This window comes from Kitasatospora sp. HUAS MG31, assembly GCF_040571325.1.
Lineage (GTDB): Bacteria > Actinomycetota > Actinomycetes > Streptomycetales > Streptomycetaceae > Kitasatospora > Kitasatospora camelliae.
Genome location: NZ_CP159872.1, coordinates 4,029,825 through 4,046,231 on the forward strand (window position 1 = coordinate 4,029,825; position 16,407 = coordinate 4,046,231).

Genomic DNA, 16,407 nt, shown 5'->3' on the forward strand with positions numbered 1-16,407 from the left:
GGGGCAGACTGGGCTGCATGGAGAGACCGGCGGACCCCACCCCCGAGCCGACGCCCCCGCGGGTGCCGGAGATCTCCTCGCTCGGCCTGGACACCCTGGTCACCGAGGTCTCCGAGCGCCTCCAGTCGGCGGCCGCGGTCACCGACCGGATGCAGCGCCTGCTGGAGGCGGTGGTCTCGGTCGGGGCCGGGCTGGACCTGCACGCCACCCTGCACCGGATCGCCACCGGCGCCGCCGAACTGGTCGACGCCGAGTACGCGGCCCTCGGGGTGATCTCCCGCCACGGGCCCGGGCTGTCCGACTTCATCCACGTCGGGATCGACGACGAGACGGCCGCCCGGATCGGTGAACTCCCCATCGGGCGCGGCATCCTCGGCGCGCTGATCGAGAACCCGGAGCCGCTCCGGCTGGCCGACCTGGGCGCCGACCCGCGCTCCTCCGGCTTCCCGCCGCACCACCCGCCGATGCGGTCCTTCCTGGGCGAGCCGATCCGGGTCCGCGGCGAGGTGTTCGGCAACCTCTACCTCACCGAGAAGAAGGGCGGCGGCGGCTTCACCCCCGAGGACGAGCAGGTGGTGCACGCCCTGGCCGCCGCGGCCGGCGTGGCCATCGAGAACGCCCGGCTGTACGAGGAGGGCCGCCGCCGGGAGCGCTGGATCTCCGGTGCCGCCGCCGTCACCACCGCGCTGCTCTCCACCGACGAGGCCGGTATCGCCCTGACGGTGGCGGCCGAGCAGGTCCGCGACCTGGCCGACGCGGCGCTCGGCATGATCCTGCTGCCGGCCGGCGAGGGCGGGCTGCGGGTCGCGCACGCCTCCGGCGAGGCCGCCGAGTACCTCAAGGGCGAGCTGGTGCAGGCGCAGGGCTTCGCGGGCCGGTTGCTGGCGGGGGAGAGCGTCTCCATCGACGACCTGGCGTCCGAGCCCACCGCGGTGATCCGTCCGGCCCGGGCGTTCGGCCCCTCGCTGGCCGTCCCGATGGTCTCCTCGGGCCGGGTGCTCGGCGCGCTGTGCGTCTGGCGGCGGCCCGGCACCGCGCCGTTCAGCGCCTCCGAGCAGCAGCTCGCGCAGACCTTCGCCTCGCAGGCGGCGCTGGCCCTGCGGGTGTCCGAGTACCAGCGGGACAAGCAGCGGCTGGCCGTGTTCCAGGACCGCGACCGGATCGCCCGGGACCTGCACGACCTGGTCATCCAGCGGCTCTTCGCCACCGGCATGATGCTGGAGAGCGCGGCCCGCCGCAGCGTCGTCCCCGAGGTGCGGACGGGCATCGGCCAGGCGGTGGACGAGCTGGACGCCACCATCCAGGAGGTCCGCACCACCATCTACGCGCTGCAGCACGGCGACACCGACGACGAGCCGGACACCCTGCGCACCCGTGTCCTGCGGGAGGGCAGCCAGGCCGCGGCGGCCCTGGGCTTCAAGCCCGGCATCACCTTCGCCGGGCCGATGGAGAGCCTGGTCGGTGACCAGACAGCCCGTCAGCTGCTGGCCGCGCTGCGGGAGATGCTCTCCAACACGGCCCGGCACGCCCGGGCCTCCAGGGTCTCGGTCCAGGTGGACGCCACCGTCCACCTGGACGAGGAGGGGCGCCCGCTCTCCGGCGACCCGCAGGCCCCGGACCGGCCCGGCCGGCCGGGGGTCCTGCTCACCGTCACGGACGACGGTGTCGGCATCCCGGCCGGCGGGCGGCGCAGCGGTCTGAAGAACCTCACCCGGCGGGCCGAGGCGCTCGGCGGGGACGCCTGGCACGAGCCGGGTCCGGACGGCCGGGGCACCCGGATCCGCTGGAGCGCCCGGCTGTAGCGGGCCGGGGCCGGTGGCCGGTCCGGGCCGAAGGGGTCAGAACTCGGACGGGAGCTGCGGGCCCCAGAGCTCCTCGATGGCGGTGACCTTGCCGGAGCCGTCCACGGTGATCTCGTACTCGGTGCCGGTGTCGCACTGGTAGGTGTCCTTGGTGCCGTCGAGGCACTTGTTCAGGTGCTCCACCAGCTTGGCGACCGGGACGGCCGGCTTCTTGCCGGCGTCCGAGAGCACCGCCTTGGCGTTGGCGGCGACCGGGTAGGTCTTCTCCGGGCCGTTCTCCCACCAGCCCTGGTCGGGCATCTTGCACTCGTAGACCGTGTCGGCGGCGAACAGCTGGGTGGCGGTGGCGTGCTTGGTGACCTTGACCACCTTGTGGCCGGCCGACAGCTTCGGCGCGCAGCTGGGGTCGGCGGTCCGGGTGGCGCCGCCGGTGGGCTTGGCCGCGGTGGGCTTGGCGGCGGTGGACTTCGAGGCCGTGGGCGCCGTGCTCGGTGCGGCGGCGGAGCTCGTGGCGGCGGCCGTGGTGGGCGCGCCCTGGGCGCCGGCGGTGTCCGAGCCGTCGCCCTCGCAGGCGGTGAGTGTGAGGGCGGCGGTCGCGGCCACGACGGCCAGCAGGAGCTTGCGAGAAGACACGGTGATGATTCCCCCAGGTAGTCGCAGCCGGGACGGCTGCGGATCCGACGGTCGCACAGACTATCGACCTGGGCTGTCGGTTCGGGCCGGGAGACCGTTCTGAGACATCCTCAGAACAGTGTCTCGATCACCGCGGCGACGCCGTCCTGCTCGTTGCTCACGGTGTGCCGGGCCACTGCGGCCAGCACCTCGGGGTGGGCGTTGGCCACGGCGTAGGAGCGCCCGGCCCAGGCCAGCATCTCCAGGTCGTTCGGCATGTCGCCGAAGGCCACCACCTCGGACCGGTCGATGCCCTGCTCACGGCACCAGCTCGCCAGGGTGCTCGCCTTGGTGACCCCCCGGGCGCTGATCTCCAGCAGGGCGATCGGGCTGGACCTGGTGATCTCCGCCAGGTCGCCGGCCGCCTCACGGGCTCGGGCCAGGAACGCGTCGGGCCCCAGGTCCGGGTGCTTGGCCAGCACCTTGAACAGGCCGCCGACCTGCCCGTCCGCGAGCAGTTCCTCGGCGGGGGCCACCGGGTGCTCCTTGTCGGACTCCCACATCACCACGGTGTACTCGGGCTCGCGGGCGAAGCCGCCCGGGTACTCGAAGGCGAAGGCCGTCCCGGGCAGCGCCTCGCGCAGGGCCCGGACCACCGCCAGGGCGTCCGCGGGCCGCAGCGGGAAGCTCTCCAGCAGCTCGCCGCGGCGGACGTCGACGATCGCGCCGCCGTTCGAGCAGATGGCCACGCCGTGGCCGCCGATGTGCCCGCTGAGCTGCCGCATCCAGCGCGGCGGCCGACCGGTCACGAAGACCACCTGGATGCCCGCCTCCTCGGCCGCGGCCAGGGTCGTCGCCGTCCGGGGTGAGACCGCGCCGCCGGGGCCGAGCAGGGTGCCGTCCAGGTCGGTGGCGATCAGGCGGGGGCGGGGCGTGCTGGTGGTCATCGCCCCATCTTCCCGCACCCGCCGTCGCGACCGTGAGGGGGCGGGCCCGTGGTGACCGGGCCCGCCCGCCGCGTCAGGCGTGCGGGATCTCCGAGATCGCGGCGATCTGCCCCTGGGCGTCGAGGGTGACGTCGTACGCCGGGTACGGGGAGCACGGGTGCTGCTTGTCGCCGCCGGCCAGGCAGTCGCCGATGTGCTGCCACAGCTGGCCCAGGTACTCGACCTTCTGCTTGCGCCCGCCCGGGGCGACCAGCTCGCCGGTGGCGTCCACCGAGAAGACCAGCGGGTGCTGCTCGGCGCCGGTCGGCTCGTAGTGGCCGCCCGCGGCGTCGCAGACGAACCGGGTGTCCTTCCAGTACAGCGAGTCCTTGGAGGGCTGCCGCACCGGGTACGCGATCTTGTGGCCGGCGGCCGGCTTCGGCGTGGTGCACTCCCGGCCGGGCGCGTCCCCGGCGGTGGACTTCGCCGCACTCGGCTTGGCCGACGGCGAGGCCGCCGCCGTGCCGGTGGGCTGCGGCGCCCCGGTCGGCGCGGTCGTGGCGGCGGCGGTCGCACCACCGGCCGCATCCGACGAACCGTCGGGCTCACACGCCGTCAGCAGCAGCACCGAGGCCGCCGTCACCGCCACCGCACCGAGAACACCGCGAGCACCGCGAACACTGCGAACCGTCACGATCACATTCCCCCGTCCCAGGCCGTCCCCCGGCCTCCGATCCGACGACCGGACACCCTACCGACTTCGGACCGACGGCCGCCCGGATGGCCGAAAACCGCCCTGCCGACCGGCCCCGCCGAGCGGTGGGGTGGCGGCCCCCGGGACGGCCTCCAAGAGTCGCCCGTCCATCGAGTTGTCCATGGATTGACCTGCGAGAACGCCGAGATGAGCAGCAATCGGCCATGTTGTGTCCATGACTTCTTCTTCTTGGTCAACAGTGGTTTGATCTTGGTCGGGCGCCGAACAGGCGCCCGATTGCTGCCCCGCGGGGGGCCTCACCAGAGGAGAAACACATGGCAGTCGCCAAGCGCCTCGCCGTCGTCACGCTCGGCATCGGCGCGCTGCTCGCCAGCGCCCCGGCCTTCGCGCTCTCGTCCACCACCGCCGGCTCGAACGCCTACACCTCGCGGTCGGACAGCGGCGTCACCGACGGCAAGGTGAACGTCAAGGACACCAGCGCCGACAGCCGCTCCGCCTACGGCCAGTACGAGCGCAAGTCCGCCCCGGGCGAGGTCCGGAACCTGTGGAACAAGAGTGGCTCCGGCACGGTCGCCACCTCCGACGGCGCCCAGGTCTACAAGATCCGCGCCTGCCGCCAGGAGCAGTGGGCCTCGGACACCTGTGGCGGCTGGGCCGCCTGATCCACAGTGTCCTGAGCACGGCCCGACAGGGCCGTGACCGACCGGACCGGAACGGCGGGGCCCACCACGACCGGGGTGGGCCCCTGCCCGGTTGACGAAGGGGAACTCCACGATGGGGCAGCAGACCACGAGCGCGGACCGCGTGCCGAACCAGGGGAGGGCCCCGGTCGCCGGCGCGCCGCTGGTCGTCACCGCCGCCTCCTACCGCATCGGCGACCGCACACTGCTCGACGGACTCGACCTCACCGTGGAGTCCGGCACCTCGGTCGCCGTCACCGGACCCAGCGGAAGCGGCAAGAGCACCCTGCTCATGTGCGCGCTGGGACTGATCACCCCCGATTCCGGCCGCGTCAGCGTCGCCGGAACCGACGTCACCGCACTCTCCCCCCGCCGCCGCGCCCACCACCGGCGCGACCACATCGGTGTGGTCTTCCAGTTCGGCGAACTCCTCCCGGAACTCAGCCCCGTGGAGAACGTCGTGCTGGCCGGACTGCTCGCCGGCCAGTCCCGGAACACCGCCGTCGCCCAGGCCCGCGAACTCCTTGACGAACTCGGCGTGCCCGCCGACCGCACCAGCACCGGCCGGCTCTCCGGCGGCGAACGCCAGCGGGTCGCGGTCGCCCGCGCCCTGATCAACCGCCCCGCCCTGCTGCTCGCCGACGAACCCACCGGCGCACTCGACCAGGCCACCCGCGACCACGTCTGCGACCTGCTGTTCGCCCTGCCCCGCACACACGGCTGCGCCCTGGTCGTGGTCACCCACGACGGCACCGTCGCCGACCGTGCCGACCGGCGGCTCGAACTGCGCGGCGGCGTCCTCGTCGACCACCGGGGCGGCCCCACCACCGCCCGCGGAGCCGAGGACGGCACCGCATGAGGCGCCTCCACCTGACCGCCCAGCTCCTGAGGGTCGGCTGGGCCGCCGGCCGCGGGGCCCGCGAGAACCGGCTGCGCTTCTTCGCGCTGCTCGCCGCGACCGGCCTGCTCGCCACCGCGCTCACCGCCGTCGTGGCCGCGGCCGCCGTGTACGACGGCCGGGCCGTACGGTCCGCCGAACGCAGCCCGGTCACCCTCGACGCCCGGCCCGACGAACGTCCCGTCGCGCTCTGGGGCTACACCTACGACACCATCGACGACCTGCAGTACTCGGTCGTCTTCATCGCCCCGCTGGTCGACGGCGCACCCCTGCCCCCGGGCGTGGACCACTGGCCGGGACCCGGCGAGGCCCTGCTCTCCCCGGCTCTCGCGGAGGCGGGCGCGAACGCCGGCATCGGTGACCGGTTCGGCCGGACCGTGGGCACCATCGGCACCGAGGGCCTGGAGTCCCCGCAGGAACGGCTCGCCTACGTCCGGCCGGTCGACTCCCGCCTCGACGACGCGCGGCTGTTCCAGATCGTCGGCTTCGGAACCGAGGGTCTCGGCGGCTTCGGCGAACACACCCTGATCGGGCCGCTCTGGGTGCTGCAGACCGCCCTGGTCTGCCTCCTCGTCCTCCCCGCCCTGGTCCTCACCACCATCGCGGCCAGGCTCGGCGCCACCGGGCGCGACCGCCGGACCGCCCTGCTCGACGCCCTCGGCAGCGGCTGGTCGGCCCGGGCGTTGATCAACCTGGGCGAGGCGGCCCTGCCCGTCCTCCTCGGCACCGCCGCCGGACTGCTGCCCTGGCTGCTGGGCCTGAGCACCGACCTGCGGATCCCGCTGACCGGGTACCAGCTGCCGCAGCCCGATCTCCGCGCAGTCACCTGGCAGGCGGTCGGGGCCGGGCTGCTCGCCGCGCTCACCGTGCTCTGCGCGGTGGTGCTGCTGCACCGCGCCGGCACGGCCGGCCGCCGCTCCCGACGCACCGCGCCCCGCGCGGAAGCGGACCGGCTGCCCCGGCTGCGGGCGATGATCTGCCCGGTGGCGCTCCTGGTCGCGACCCGCGGACCGGAACTGCTCGCCGCGCGCTCCCCGTTCTGGTTCGTCATCGTCTACGCGGTGGGCGTTGTCGCCACCCTGGCGACGCTGCCCGCGGTGATCGCGCTCGGCACCGCCCGCGCCGGGGCCGCCCTGGCCCGGCTCGGCTTTCGCGCGGGCCGCTCCAGCGCTCTGGTGGCCGGCCGGTGGATGGCCGAACGGCCGGGCGTCACCGCCCGGTTGGTGGCGGGCGTGGTGATCGGCATCGGCCTGATGGGCCAGGTCCAGGTGCACTCCAGCCGGATCAGCGAACCCATGATCGCGGCCCAGCGGACCGTCGACCGGATCGGCGGCAGCGTGGTCACCGTCAAGGCCCCGGGCGATGCCCGGCGGACCGCGGACTTCGCCGCCGCCCTGCCGTCCGGGATCGGCATCCTCGCACTCACCGAGCCCGACGACGAGGGCCGCCCGATCCTGCGAGCCCCCTGCGAGACCCTCACCCAGGTCGGGATCGGCTGCACCGGGGAGACCGTCCTCACCCGCGCTCAGTCCGACCCCCGGCTCGCCGAACTCGCCGACTGGGGCAGCCCCGACGGCCACCTGACCGTGGTCGCCGGGCCGCTGGACCAGCAGGCCGCGCTCGCCGTCCAGCAGCTCGTCCTGGTCTCCGACTCGCGTGCCGAGCTGCCGCTGCCCGCGATCAAGTCGGCCGCCTACCAGCACCTCTCGCTCAGCCCCAACGTCGGCACCCTCGGCTACACCTGGCTGATCGGCGCCACCGAGCGCGCCCAGACGGTGTACTGGGCCATTCTGTTCGGCATCGTCGCGCTGACCACGCTCGGCCTGGCCGCGGCCGTGAACAACGCCGGCGAGTTCCTCCGGTTCAGCCGGACCGCCGCACCGCTCACCGTCCTCTCCGGGCGGCGCAGTCTCTACGCGGCGATCGCGGCCTGGACCATCGGGCTCCCGCTGGTGGCCGCCACACTGATCGGACTGATCGCGAACTACTGGCTGGTCGCCCCGATGACCGTCCCCCTGATCGGGGGCAAGCTCTCCGACACCGGCGTCATGGCCATGGCCGCCACCAGCCTCCTGCTCGCCCTCGCCAGCTGGCTCGCCAGCGCCGCCCAAGCCACCCGCCAAGCCGCCCGCTGGACCCCGGAGGCCGACTGATCCGGCCTCTGCCCCGGGCCACCGGACAGCCACCCGGGGACGCGGCCGGATCCCGTGTCCTCGGGTGGCCGTCAGACCGGCTCGACCGCGATCCGGCGGTGGCACAGCCGACGCAGGTCGTCGACGTCGCTGGTCACGACTGTCACACCGCCGTGGACGCCGGTCGCCGGCAGTGCCGGGCGCGCGCCCGTGCCACCCCCGCTTCGCTGCGGTCCGGGTCAGATCGCGATGAGTCGGACCCGGCCGCCGCAGAGCTTGGACATGTCGTCGACGTCGGAGGTGAGCATGGCCACCGGCCCGGGCTGGCGCAGCGCCATCTCGGCGACGGTCGCGTCGATCGCGTACTTGTGGCCGTGCAGGCCGGCCTGCTTGAGCAGCGCGGCCGAGGCCCTCGCGGCCTGCTCGGTGACCGCCTCGACCTTGACCCGGGAGAGTGTCCAGTTCAGCCGGGCTTCGTTCACGCGTGCGTGCGTGGCTTCGACGATGGTGTTCGCGCCGACGACGAAGTCGGCCCCCATGGCGTGGAACACCTGAAGCATCGCCAGCACGGCGCGGTCCTGCAGGATCCACGAGGACAGTCCCTGGGAGTCCAGTACGACCGTCTCGAACCGCTCGGTCACGCGGCGCTCGCCGAACCGGCGGCCCCGCCGGAGCCGAAGATCCTGGCGTGCGCCTCGGACAGCTCCTCATCGGTGAAGCGGCCCTGCTCCTCCTGGTAGCGGCGGAGATCCTCCGCGAGCAACTGGTGCCGAATCTGGCGGGCGACCGCCTCCGCGACGTATCCGGAGACGTTGTCGGTGAGCTTCTTCAGCTCGGCCACCTGTTCCGTCGGGAGCGTCACGGTGATCCGCGTGGTTGCTGACATGGCACGAGCATACTGCGGTATGCGCCCGAGTGGGGCCATCCTGGCGCCGGGTGCGGCCGACGGGTCATGTGCCGCTGCTCCTCGGGGCGCTCGGCCGTCACCAGCTGGTGGCCTCGTCGAGTGACCGCTGCCAGTACGTGACCTTGAGGGAGTCGTCCACGTGGACGCCGGTCGCCGGCAGTGCCGGGCGGGCGCCCGTGCCGACGCTCTGGTTGCCCGAGGGGCCGTGGAAGTAGACGGTCAGGGAGGTCACGGTGTGGCCGTGGGCGGCGCTCCCGTCGGCGGCGGCGAGGTTCACGGAGGCGTAGCCGGACTCGCCGGGCCTGAGCGTGACGACGGCCTGCGGGTGCGAGTCCTCGATGACCGGGGGTACGGCCTGGGCCTCGCCGAACCGGACGGCCGGGTAGCCGTAGAGGTTGCAGCTGCCGGTGCCGGTGTTGGTGACGGTGAGCAGCATGTGGTTGACGGGCCGGTTCAGCGGGGCCGCGGTCGTCTTGGTGTTGGAGCCTTCGCAGGGGACCTGCTTGTCGGGGGCGGCGGGCGTCCGCGTCGGCGCGGCGGTCTTCGCGGCAGCGGTGGGGGCGGCGTGGGCGGTGGGGGCGTTCGAGGCGGGCGCGGCGGCGGGGGAGCCGGCGACGGCGCCGGTCGGAGCGGCACCGCTGGGGGAGGCCGGGCCCGCGGCGGTGGCCGCGCCGTCGTCGCAGGCGGTCAGGGTGCAGAGGGCGAGTGCGGCGGTCGCGGCGGCGGTGATCAGACGGGTGCGGGAGGTGCGGGCGGCGAACACGTGGTCGCGGCTCCTTCCGTTGTTCGTTCCGGCGGGCCGGTGATTGGATGACCGCAGTGTGTGGAGTGATCTGTCCCAGCCGCCACGGTTGCGGGCATGGTGGGGACGCTGGAACGGTGAAACATACCCTGACCAGCGGAAACGGGTCGTCCCTGGAACGCTGGAACGGGACGCTGAGGGGCCGGAGGGGCGCGTGGTGGGGGCGACGGAACCGGATGGCGCGGGGGACTTCGCGCGCCTTCTGCAGGACCTCAAGAGCCGCTCCGGGCTGAGCTACGGGTCGCTGGCCAAGCGGCTGCACATGAGCACCTCGACGCTGCACCGCTACTGCAACGGCACCGCGGTGCCCAACGAGTTCGCCCCGGTGGAGCGCCTCGCCCGGGCGTGCCGGGCGACCCCGCAGGAGATGGTCGAACTGCACCGGCGCTGGATCCTCGCCGACGCGGCCCGGGGACGCAGGGCGGACGGCGCAACGGGTACGGCACCTTCGGCCGACTCGTCCGGCCTGGTGGGCATGCCGCCGGAGGATGCACCGGAGGGTGAGCCGGCCGCCGCACGGCCCCGGCGCCGCCGCACCCCGCTGATCGCCTCGGCCGCGGCCCTCGCCCTCCTGACGTCCGTGGTGCTCGTCGTGGGTCCCCGACTCGGGGGTGCCGGGGGAGACCGGCGGGCGGCCGGCGTCACGGCGTCGACGGCAGCCACGACGAACTCCCCACCCGCGTCCCCGCCCGCCTCCCCGGCTGCCGCTCCCGCGCCGGACGCCTCCCACGACAGCGGGCCCGTCCCGCTGACCGTCGGCATCCGCCCGTACGTCTACGCCAACCCGTGCAGCCAGCACTTCCTCGTCCAGAGCGGGCCGGCCCAGGTGGGCCCGCCCGCGAACGAGCACGACGCCCCCCGCTGGGCCGCCGCGTACGGCGCCGTCTCCTCCGGGGAGCAGCGCATCGCCCTCACCGTGCAGGGCACCGGCGCGGAGACGGTCGTCCTGGAGGCCCTGCACGTGAGGGTCACGTCCCGGCGGGCGCCGCTCGGCTGGAACGACTTCTCGATGGGCGTCGGCTGCGGTGGCAGCGTCGAGACCAAGTCGTTCGACATCGACCTCGACCGGGGCAGCCCCACCGTCACCGCCACGCACGGACAGCGGGACTTCCCGTACAAGGTCAGCAAGTCCGACCCGGAGGTCTTCTACGTCACCGCGCACACCGAGGCGCACGACGTCCGCTGGGACCTCTCCCTGGACTGGTCCAGCGGTGGCCGCCGCGGCACCGTGCGGATCGACAACGACAACACCCCGTTCCGGACGAGTGCCGGCGCCGGGCGCCCCGGCTACGACTACCCCCTGGGCGGGGGCGAGTGGATCAAGCGGGAGGGTGGGTAGCGCACGCCGGAACGTAGGGTCGCGGGGATGCGACTGAGCACCGTGATCCTCCCCATCCCGTGGAGCTCCGGCCGGTGGAGCTCCGGTCGGTGGAGCACCGGCTCAGGAGGGGAGGCGGTTCAGTGCTGCGGTGGCGATGCCTTCGACGGAGGTCGGGCCGTCGGTGGGTCGGCCGGTGAGCTCGACGATGGCGACCCTGGTGCCGCTGCGCAGGACCGCGACCCCGCCGGTGACGGTGCCGTCGCCGTTGTAGGACGGGTACCAGCGGGCGGTGCCGCCGGTGACGGTCAGCGTGTGGGCCGCGCCGTAGTGCCAGTGGCCGGCGGGCTCGTCCTGGCAGTCCTGAACGAGCGCGACGAGCTGCTTCTCCCAGGTGGCGGCCGCGGTCTCGGTGGGGGCGCTCGCGGCCGACTCGATCAGTAGGCCGTCGGTGTCGAAGGTCCAGGTCACGGACGCGTACGCGGTGGCGTTGCCCTTGGTCAGGTCGCGCATCGTCTCCTCGCCGGAGCACGCGGACAGCCCCTGGCGTCCGGTCAGCGCAACGGTCGCGCCGACCGGGTTCAGGCCCTTCTGGAAGTCCTCGCTCTGGACGAGGGCGGCGGAGCCGAGTCCGGGCGCGGCGGCCGTTGTGCGGTACGCGGCGTTGTGCGCGGCCCCGTCGGCGCTGGCCGACTGGGTGCCGACGACGCTGGCCGTGATCAGTGCGGCGGCGAAGCAGGCCGCGGCGGCGACCCGGTTGCGGCGAGCGGACTTCTGCTGGACGGTCTGGTTCTCGGTCATCTGGTCCCCCTGCTGGTCGGGACGCCTGCTGCGTCCTCGTACAACCGGGGAGATGCCGCCGGGGGAGGGAAAGTTGGAGCCCCGACCTGCTGTTTCACAGCTGTGACAGAGCGGTCCTGACGACGCGGTCCATCGCGGCCGTCCCCAGGCAGGCATGGACCTCCAGCACCCCGTAGTGGGTGCCGCTGCGCAGCACGGCGATGCCGCCGCAGGGCTCCTTGCCCTCGGGCGCTCTGCCGGTGGTGTTGAGGGATCCCTGGTAGGCGCCCATCCAGCTCGCGGTGACGTCCGGGGCGAGCTGCAGCGTCGTGGTCCTTCCGTAGACCCAGTGCCCCGGCGGTTCCTCCTGGCAGGGCACCTCCTCCAGCAGCAGGCGCTCGGTGAAGTTCTGCGCCATGGAAGGGTTCCGGGCCTCGGCGGCGACCTCGCGGGCGACCTGGTCGACGCGGTCGGCGGCCAGCGTGGGGTCGCCTGGGTTGGTGCGGGGGCTGGTCATCAGTCCGCGGAAGTGGGCACCGGGCCCGCCCAGGGTCTGGGTGAGGGTCTTCTCGCCGGAGCAGGCCGCGTTGGCGTAGACCCCGTCGCCGTACCGGTCGGTGACGTGGATCTTCCGGGTGCCGACGTCCGGGCCGAACGCCGCCGGCTCCAGGAGGTTCGTGGTCGTCACCGGCCCGGTCGCACCGGTCGCACCGGTCGTCGAGGCGGAGCCGGAGGCCGAGGACGCGGGCGTCGGGACGGACCCGCCGGGTGTCGCGAGAGCGGACGCGCCCTGGGATGCCCCGCCGACCGCGGCACCCGACCGTGCTGCCGGGTGCGCGGTGGCGCCGGGAGGTGGTGGCAGGACGAACCGGCCGGTCGCCAGCCCGAGCACGGCGGCTGCCACCAGGGCGGCGACGGCGGACCGTGGCCGGACGGCGGCGTGGCCGCCGCCCGCCGCGGGACCGCCGTTCACAGACCGGTGACCAGGCGCTCGCGCATGAAGCGGCGGGCCTGGTGGATACGGTCCTTGACCGTGCCCAACGGGGCGCCCAGCTCCTCGGCCACCTGGACGTAGGTCAGGTCGCCCAGGTCGCGCAGCACGAAGGACTCCACCAGGGCGGGGTGCTGCTGCTCCAGCGCGGCCAGCGCCTCCATCAGGTCGAGCCGGGTCCCGGCGATGACGCTGGTGGTACGCGGGTCGACGGACTCGGGGAGGTCGGCGTGGCTGTCCTCGGCACGCCGGCGCATCGAGCGGTAGGTGGACCGGGCGGCGTTCGAGGCGATCACCGTCACCCAGCCCAGGAAGGAGCCGTGGCCGCCGTACTCGCCCAGGTGCGTGCTGATGGACAGGAGCGCGTCCTGCGCGGCCTCCTCCGCGTCGGCGTGGTGGGGCAGGAAGCGCGAGCAGCGGCGCAGCACCACCGGCCGCAGCTTGGCCAGCAGGTGCTCCCTCGACCCCGGGTCCCCCGCCTGAGCAGCCGTCACGAGCCGTTCCAGCTCAGCTTCCTCGAACACCCGGATCCCCCCGTTCCGTCCCGCCCGGCATCCGCCCCGTCGAACGGGAGTTCCGCACTCCCCCCGACTCCGGCAGAATGCTGCCACATGCACAAGCTCGGCCGTTACCTCCTCCTGGAGCGGCTCGGAGCCGGCTCCTTCGCGACGGTCTGGAAGGCCTACGATCCGGAGCTCGACACCGAGGTCGCGGTGAAGGTGCTGGCCGAGAACTGGGCCGCCAACGCCGATGTGCGCGAGCGGTTCCTGGCGGAGGCGAGGCTGCTGCGCCGGATCGTCAGCCCGCGGGTGGTCCGGGTGCACGACGTCGGGGTGCAGGAGGACCGGCCCTACTTCGTCATGGACCACGTACGCGGCGGCACCCTGGCGGACCGGGTCGGGCAGTGCGACCCGCAGGAGGCGCTGCGGCTGGCCGCGGAGGCGGCCTACGCGGTCCAGGTCCTGCACGAGGCGGGCGTGGTGCACCGCGACGTCAAGCCGTCCAACCTCCTGCTCGCCACCGACCCTGCGCCCGCCGCGGTGCTGGTGGCGGATCTGGGCAGCGCGAAGCAGCTGGCCGACGCGTCCGGGCTGACGGTGACCACGGGCACGCCCGCGTACATGGCACCGGAACAGGCCTTCCAGACCGGCGGGTTCGACGGGAGGGCCGACGTGTACGCGCTGGCCGTCGTGGCCTACGAGCTGCTGACCGGGCAGAAGCCGTTCGGCCCGGGCGGACGCGCCGCAGCCCTGATGACCGACCAGCCGACCGCCTCGACGCTGCCGGCGCTCCCAGCCGGAGCGGAGCTCCCACCGAACGTCGCCCTGCTGCTGCGGTCCGCGATGTCCGTCGAGCCGGCGGACCGACCGCCGACCGCCCGGGCCTTCGCGGACGCGCTGCTGGATCCGGTCCCGCAGTCCCAGCCCCTGGAAGGCCCTCGGTGGCTGACCCCGCGCGCGGTCTGTCTGGCGTCGGGCACGGTGTTCACGGCGACGACCCTGCTGAGCTGGCTGCGGCGTTGAATCCGACAGGGAGCCGGTCCGCACCGGCGGTCGTGTCCCGGAGAGGATCCGGCCGCGAACGCGTGAACGGATCCGGCGGGAACCGGGTGAGCGGCGCCCGGTCGTGCCTCGTCACGTCGGAGGGCGCCGGCCGATGACGGCTACCGTAGGGTCGGCGGCATGCGACTGAGCACGGTGATCCTCCCCATCCACCGGTGGAGCGAGGGTCAGAAGATCTGGCGTCGGGCCGAGGACCTCGGGTTCCACGCCGCGTACACCTATGACCATCTGTCCTGGCGGTCGTTCCGGGACGCGCCGTGGTTCGGGGCGGTCCCCACCCTCACGGCCGCCGCGTCGGCCACCGAGCGGCTGCGGCTGGGCACGCTGGTGACCTCGCCGAACTTTCGGCACCCGGTCACGCTGGCCAAGGATCTGCTGACGGTGGACGACATCTCCGGCGGACGGCTGACGGTCGGCATCGGGGCGGGTGGCGTCGGTTTCGACGCCACCGCGATGGGCCAGGAGCCGTGGTCGCCGAAGGAGCGGGCGGACCGGTTCGGTGAGTTCCTCCCCCTCCTGGACGAGCTGCTGACCAGCGACGCCACCACCCGTGAGGGCGCTTACTACTCGGCGGTGGAGGCCCGCAACATCCCGGGCTGCGTCCAGCGTCCCCGGGTGCCGTTCTACGTCGCGGCGACCGGCCCGCGCGGGCTGCGGCTGGCCGCCGAGCACGGCCAGGGCTGGGTCACCTACGGCGACCCGCGCGGCCCGGCGGACGTCCCGGTGGACCAGGCACCGGCCGTGATCGCCGGGCAGCTGGCCAAGCTGCGCGCCGCCTGCGAGGCGCGCGGCCGGGACGTGGACGAGCTGGAGAAGGTCATGCTGCAGGGGTCGACGGCCGAGCGTCCGCTGGCGTCCCTGGACGCCTTCGTCGACTGGGCCGGCACATATCGCGACCTGGGCATCACCGAGCTGGTGATCCACTGGCCGGTGCCGGACTCGATCTTCGAGAACGACCTCGCGGTGTTCGAGCGGATCGCCACCGAGGGTCTCGCGCAGCTCGGCTGAGGTCCTGCCGCGGGGACGGACCGGTCACCGCCCGGTCCGTCCCGTACCCGCCTGCCCGCCCGCCTGCCCGCCTGAGGAGAAGGACGAGCCCGACCGTGCCGACCGCACCCGTGATCCGCAGCGACGTCCCCGGCTCCTTCGCCCGGGCCGTCTTCCACGACCGCCACCCCGAGCTCGTCCGGCAGGTCCTCGGAGCCCTGCCGTACGGCCCGGTGGAGCGGGCGGCGGTGGAGCGGCTGCTGGTGGAGAGCACCACCGGCGTCCTGGAGCCGCTGGGCGAGGACGCCCAGGACGCCGCCCGGTGGCTGGAGTGGGGCGGCGGCCTGTGGGGGAAGCCGTGGGGCGAGGCGCCGTTCCTGTGGGCCGAGAGCTACTTCTACCGCCGACTGCTCGACGCCACCGGGTACTTCCGACCCGGGGCGTGGCAGGGCGTCGACCCGTTCGCGCCGTTCAAGGCCGCCGAGCTGGCCGGGGAGGCGGTGGACGAGGAGCTGGCCGCGCTGGGTGGGCTCGACGGCCTGCCCGGGGCCCGTCGGGCGGAGGCTCTGCTGTCCTCCGCGCTGTGGGGCAACCGCGCGGACCTGAGCTTCCGGATCACCGCGGGGACCGGCGGTGCGACCGCGTCGGACCTGCTCGTCGACGACAGCGCGACGCTCTGGGCCGAACTGGAACGGGCCGGGGGCGGGCGGGTCTGCGTCGTCGCGGACAACGCGGGCCGGGAGCTGCTGCCGGACCTCGTGCTGATCGACCACCTCCTGTCCGGCGGCCTGGCGGCGCAGGTCGTCCTGTATGTGAAGCCGCAGCCGTACTTCGTGTCGGACGCGACGATGGCCGACGTCCTCGCCGCGGTCGGCCGCCTGCGCACCGCGCCCTGTCCGGCCGCCGGGGCGGTCGGCGGCCGGCTGTGGCAGGCCATGAACAGCGGCACGCTGGTGGTCCGCACGGACCCGTTCTTCTGCGCGCCGCTGCCGTTCCACGACATGCCCGCCGCTCTCCGGGGCGAACTCTCCGGTGCGAAGCTGACGATCCTCAAGGGCGACCTCAACTACCGCCGCCTGGTGGGCGACCGGCTCTGGCCGCCGACCACCCCGTTCGCCGGGGCGGTGAGCCACTTCCCGTCGCCCGTCGCGGCCCTGCGGACGCTGAAGTCCGACGTGATCGTCGGCCTGGACGCCACCACCGCCGCCCGGCTGGACGGCACGGGGACGGCGTGGCGCACCAGCGGCCGCCATGCCGTCATCCAGGTCGCGCGTCCCTGAGACACGCCCTGACCG

The 16,407-nt window shown here is 74.0% G+C and carries 17 protein-coding genes; 8 read left to right on the forward strand and 9 right to left on the reverse strand.

All coding sequences use genetic code 11. The features are described from left to right. Positions 1 to 17 precede the first annotated feature (17 nt). Complete coding sequence (locus ABWK59_RS18245; protein WP_354641650.1) at positions 18 to 1,802, forward strand: GAF domain-containing protein; 1,785 nt, start codon at positions 18 to 20, stop codon at positions 1,800 to 1,802. A 36-nt stretch (positions 1,803 to 1,838) separates the two neighbouring features. On the opposite strand, the gene ABWK59_RS18250 is transcribed toward ABWK59_RS18245, so the two are convergent. The 3 genes from ABWK59_RS18250 to ABWK59_RS18260 form a co-directional block, all read right to left on the reverse strand. Beyond that, the gene (locus ABWK59_RS18250) at positions 1,839 to 2,435 is read right to left on the reverse strand and encodes a hypothetical protein (protein WP_354641651.1); all 597 of its coding nucleotides are present in this window, start codon (positions 2,433 to 2,435) and stop codon (positions 1,839 to 1,841) included. 110 nt (positions 2,436 to 2,545) lie between these two features. Then, a complete protein-coding gene (locus tag ABWK59_RS18255) occupies positions 2,546 to 3,361 on the reverse strand; it encodes an HAD family hydrolase (protein WP_354641652.1) in 816 nt (271 codons plus the stop codon). A gap of 73 nt (positions 3,362 to 3,434) precedes the next feature. Beyond that, positions 3,435 to 3,989 (reverse strand): hypothetical protein, encoded by a 555-nt coding sequence (locus ABWK59_RS18260; protein ID WP_354641653.1) that lies wholly within the window; start codon positions 3,987 to 3,989, stop codon positions 3,435 to 3,437. 380 nt (positions 3,990 to 4,369) lie between these two features. Here ABWK59_RS18260 and ABWK59_RS18265 point away from each other — a divergent pair, with 380 nt between their 5' ends. The 3 genes from ABWK59_RS18265 to ABWK59_RS18275 all read left to right on the forward strand — a co-directional run bounded on the left by ABWK59_RS18265 (position 4,370) and on the right by ABWK59_RS18275 (position 7,786). After that, positions 4,370 to 4,717 carry a hypothetical protein gene (locus ABWK59_RS18265; protein ID WP_354641654.1) on the forward strand — a complete coding sequence of 116 codons (348 nt, stop codon included), beginning with the start codon at positions 4,370 to 4,372 and terminating at the stop codon, positions 4,715 to 4,717. Between the two features lie 112 nt (positions 4,718 to 4,829). Further along, positions 4,830 to 5,594, forward strand: a complete 765-nt coding sequence (locus ABWK59_RS18270; protein WP_354641655.1) for an ABC transporter ATP-binding protein — start codon at positions 4,830 to 4,832, stop codon at positions 5,592 to 5,594. After that, the gene (locus ABWK59_RS18275; RefSeq protein ID WP_354641656.1) at positions 5,591 to 7,786 is read left to right on the forward strand and encodes an ABC transporter permease; all 2,196 of its coding nucleotides are present in this window, start codon (positions 5,591 to 5,593) and stop codon (positions 7,784 to 7,786) included. Before ABWK59_RS18270 ends, ABWK59_RS18275 begins: the two co-directional genes overlap by 4 nt. 218 nt (positions 7,787 to 8,004) lie before the next feature. Here the strand turns inward: ABWK59_RS18275 and ABWK59_RS18280 are convergent, their stop codons facing one another. The 3 genes from ABWK59_RS18280 to ABWK59_RS18290 form a co-directional block, all read right to left on the reverse strand. Further along, positions 8,005 to 8,406, reverse strand: coding sequence for a DNA-binding protein (locus ABWK59_RS18280; RefSeq protein ID WP_354641657.1), 402 nt, complete (start codon positions 8,404 to 8,406; stop codon positions 8,005 to 8,007). Further along, positions 8,403 to 8,651, reverse strand: a complete 249-nt coding sequence (locus ABWK59_RS18285; RefSeq protein ID WP_354641658.1) for a type II toxin-antitoxin system CcdA family antitoxin — start codon at positions 8,649 to 8,651, stop codon at positions 8,403 to 8,405. Before ABWK59_RS18285 ends, ABWK59_RS18280 begins: the two co-directional genes overlap by 4 nt. Before the next feature lie 97 nt (positions 8,652 to 8,748). Further along, complete coding sequence (locus ABWK59_RS18290) at positions 8,749 to 9,435, reverse strand: DUF4232 domain-containing protein (protein ID WP_354641659.1); 687 nt, start codon at positions 9,433 to 9,435, stop codon at positions 8,749 to 8,751. Between the two features lie 193 nt (positions 9,436 to 9,628). On the opposite strand from ABWK59_RS18290, the gene ABWK59_RS18295 reads away from it, so the two are divergent. After that, entirely contained in the window at positions 9,629 to 10,813 is a 1,185-nt protein-coding gene (locus ABWK59_RS18295) for a helix-turn-helix domain-containing protein (RefSeq protein ID WP_354641660.1), read from the forward strand. A gap of 102 nt (positions 10,814 to 10,915) precedes the next feature. Here the strand turns inward: ABWK59_RS18295 and ABWK59_RS18300 are convergent, their stop codons facing one another. The 3 genes from ABWK59_RS18300 to ABWK59_RS18310 form a co-directional block, all read right to left on the reverse strand. Continuing rightward, complete coding sequence (locus ABWK59_RS18300; protein WP_354641661.1) at positions 10,916 to 11,593, reverse strand: hypothetical protein; 678 nt, start codon at positions 11,591 to 11,593, stop codon at positions 10,916 to 10,918. A 94-nt stretch (positions 11,594 to 11,687) separates the two neighbouring features. Next, positions 11,688 to 12,260, reverse strand: coding sequence for a hypothetical protein (locus ABWK59_RS18305; protein ID WP_354641662.1), 573 nt, complete (start codon positions 12,258 to 12,260; stop codon positions 11,688 to 11,690). Between the two features lie 281 nt (positions 12,261 to 12,541). Further along, entirely contained in the window at positions 12,542 to 13,087 is a 546-nt protein-coding gene (locus ABWK59_RS18310) for an RNA polymerase sigma factor (protein WP_354641663.1), read from the reverse strand. 87 nt (positions 13,088 to 13,174) lie between these two features. Here ABWK59_RS18310 and ABWK59_RS18315 point away from each other — a divergent pair, with 87 nt between their 5' ends. From ABWK59_RS18315 to ABWK59_RS18325, 3 genes are all read left to right on the forward strand, one after another. Then, positions 13,175 to 14,086 carry a serine/threonine-protein kinase gene (locus ABWK59_RS18315; protein ID WP_354641664.1) on the forward strand — a complete coding sequence of 304 codons (912 nt, stop codon included), beginning with the start codon at positions 13,175 to 13,177 and terminating at the stop codon, positions 14,084 to 14,086. A gap of 159 nt (positions 14,087 to 14,245) precedes the next feature. After that, complete coding sequence (locus tag ABWK59_RS18320; RefSeq protein WP_354641665.1) at positions 14,246 to 15,133, forward strand: LLM class flavin-dependent oxidoreductase; 888 nt, start codon at positions 14,246 to 14,248, stop codon at positions 15,131 to 15,133. 95 nt (positions 15,134 to 15,228) lie between these two features. Then, a complete protein-coding gene (locus tag ABWK59_RS18325) occupies positions 15,229 to 16,392 on the forward strand; it encodes a damage-control phosphatase ARMT1 family protein (protein WP_354641666.1) in 1,164 nt (387 codons plus the stop codon). The last annotated feature ends 15 nt before the right edge of the window (positions 16,393 to 16,407 follow it).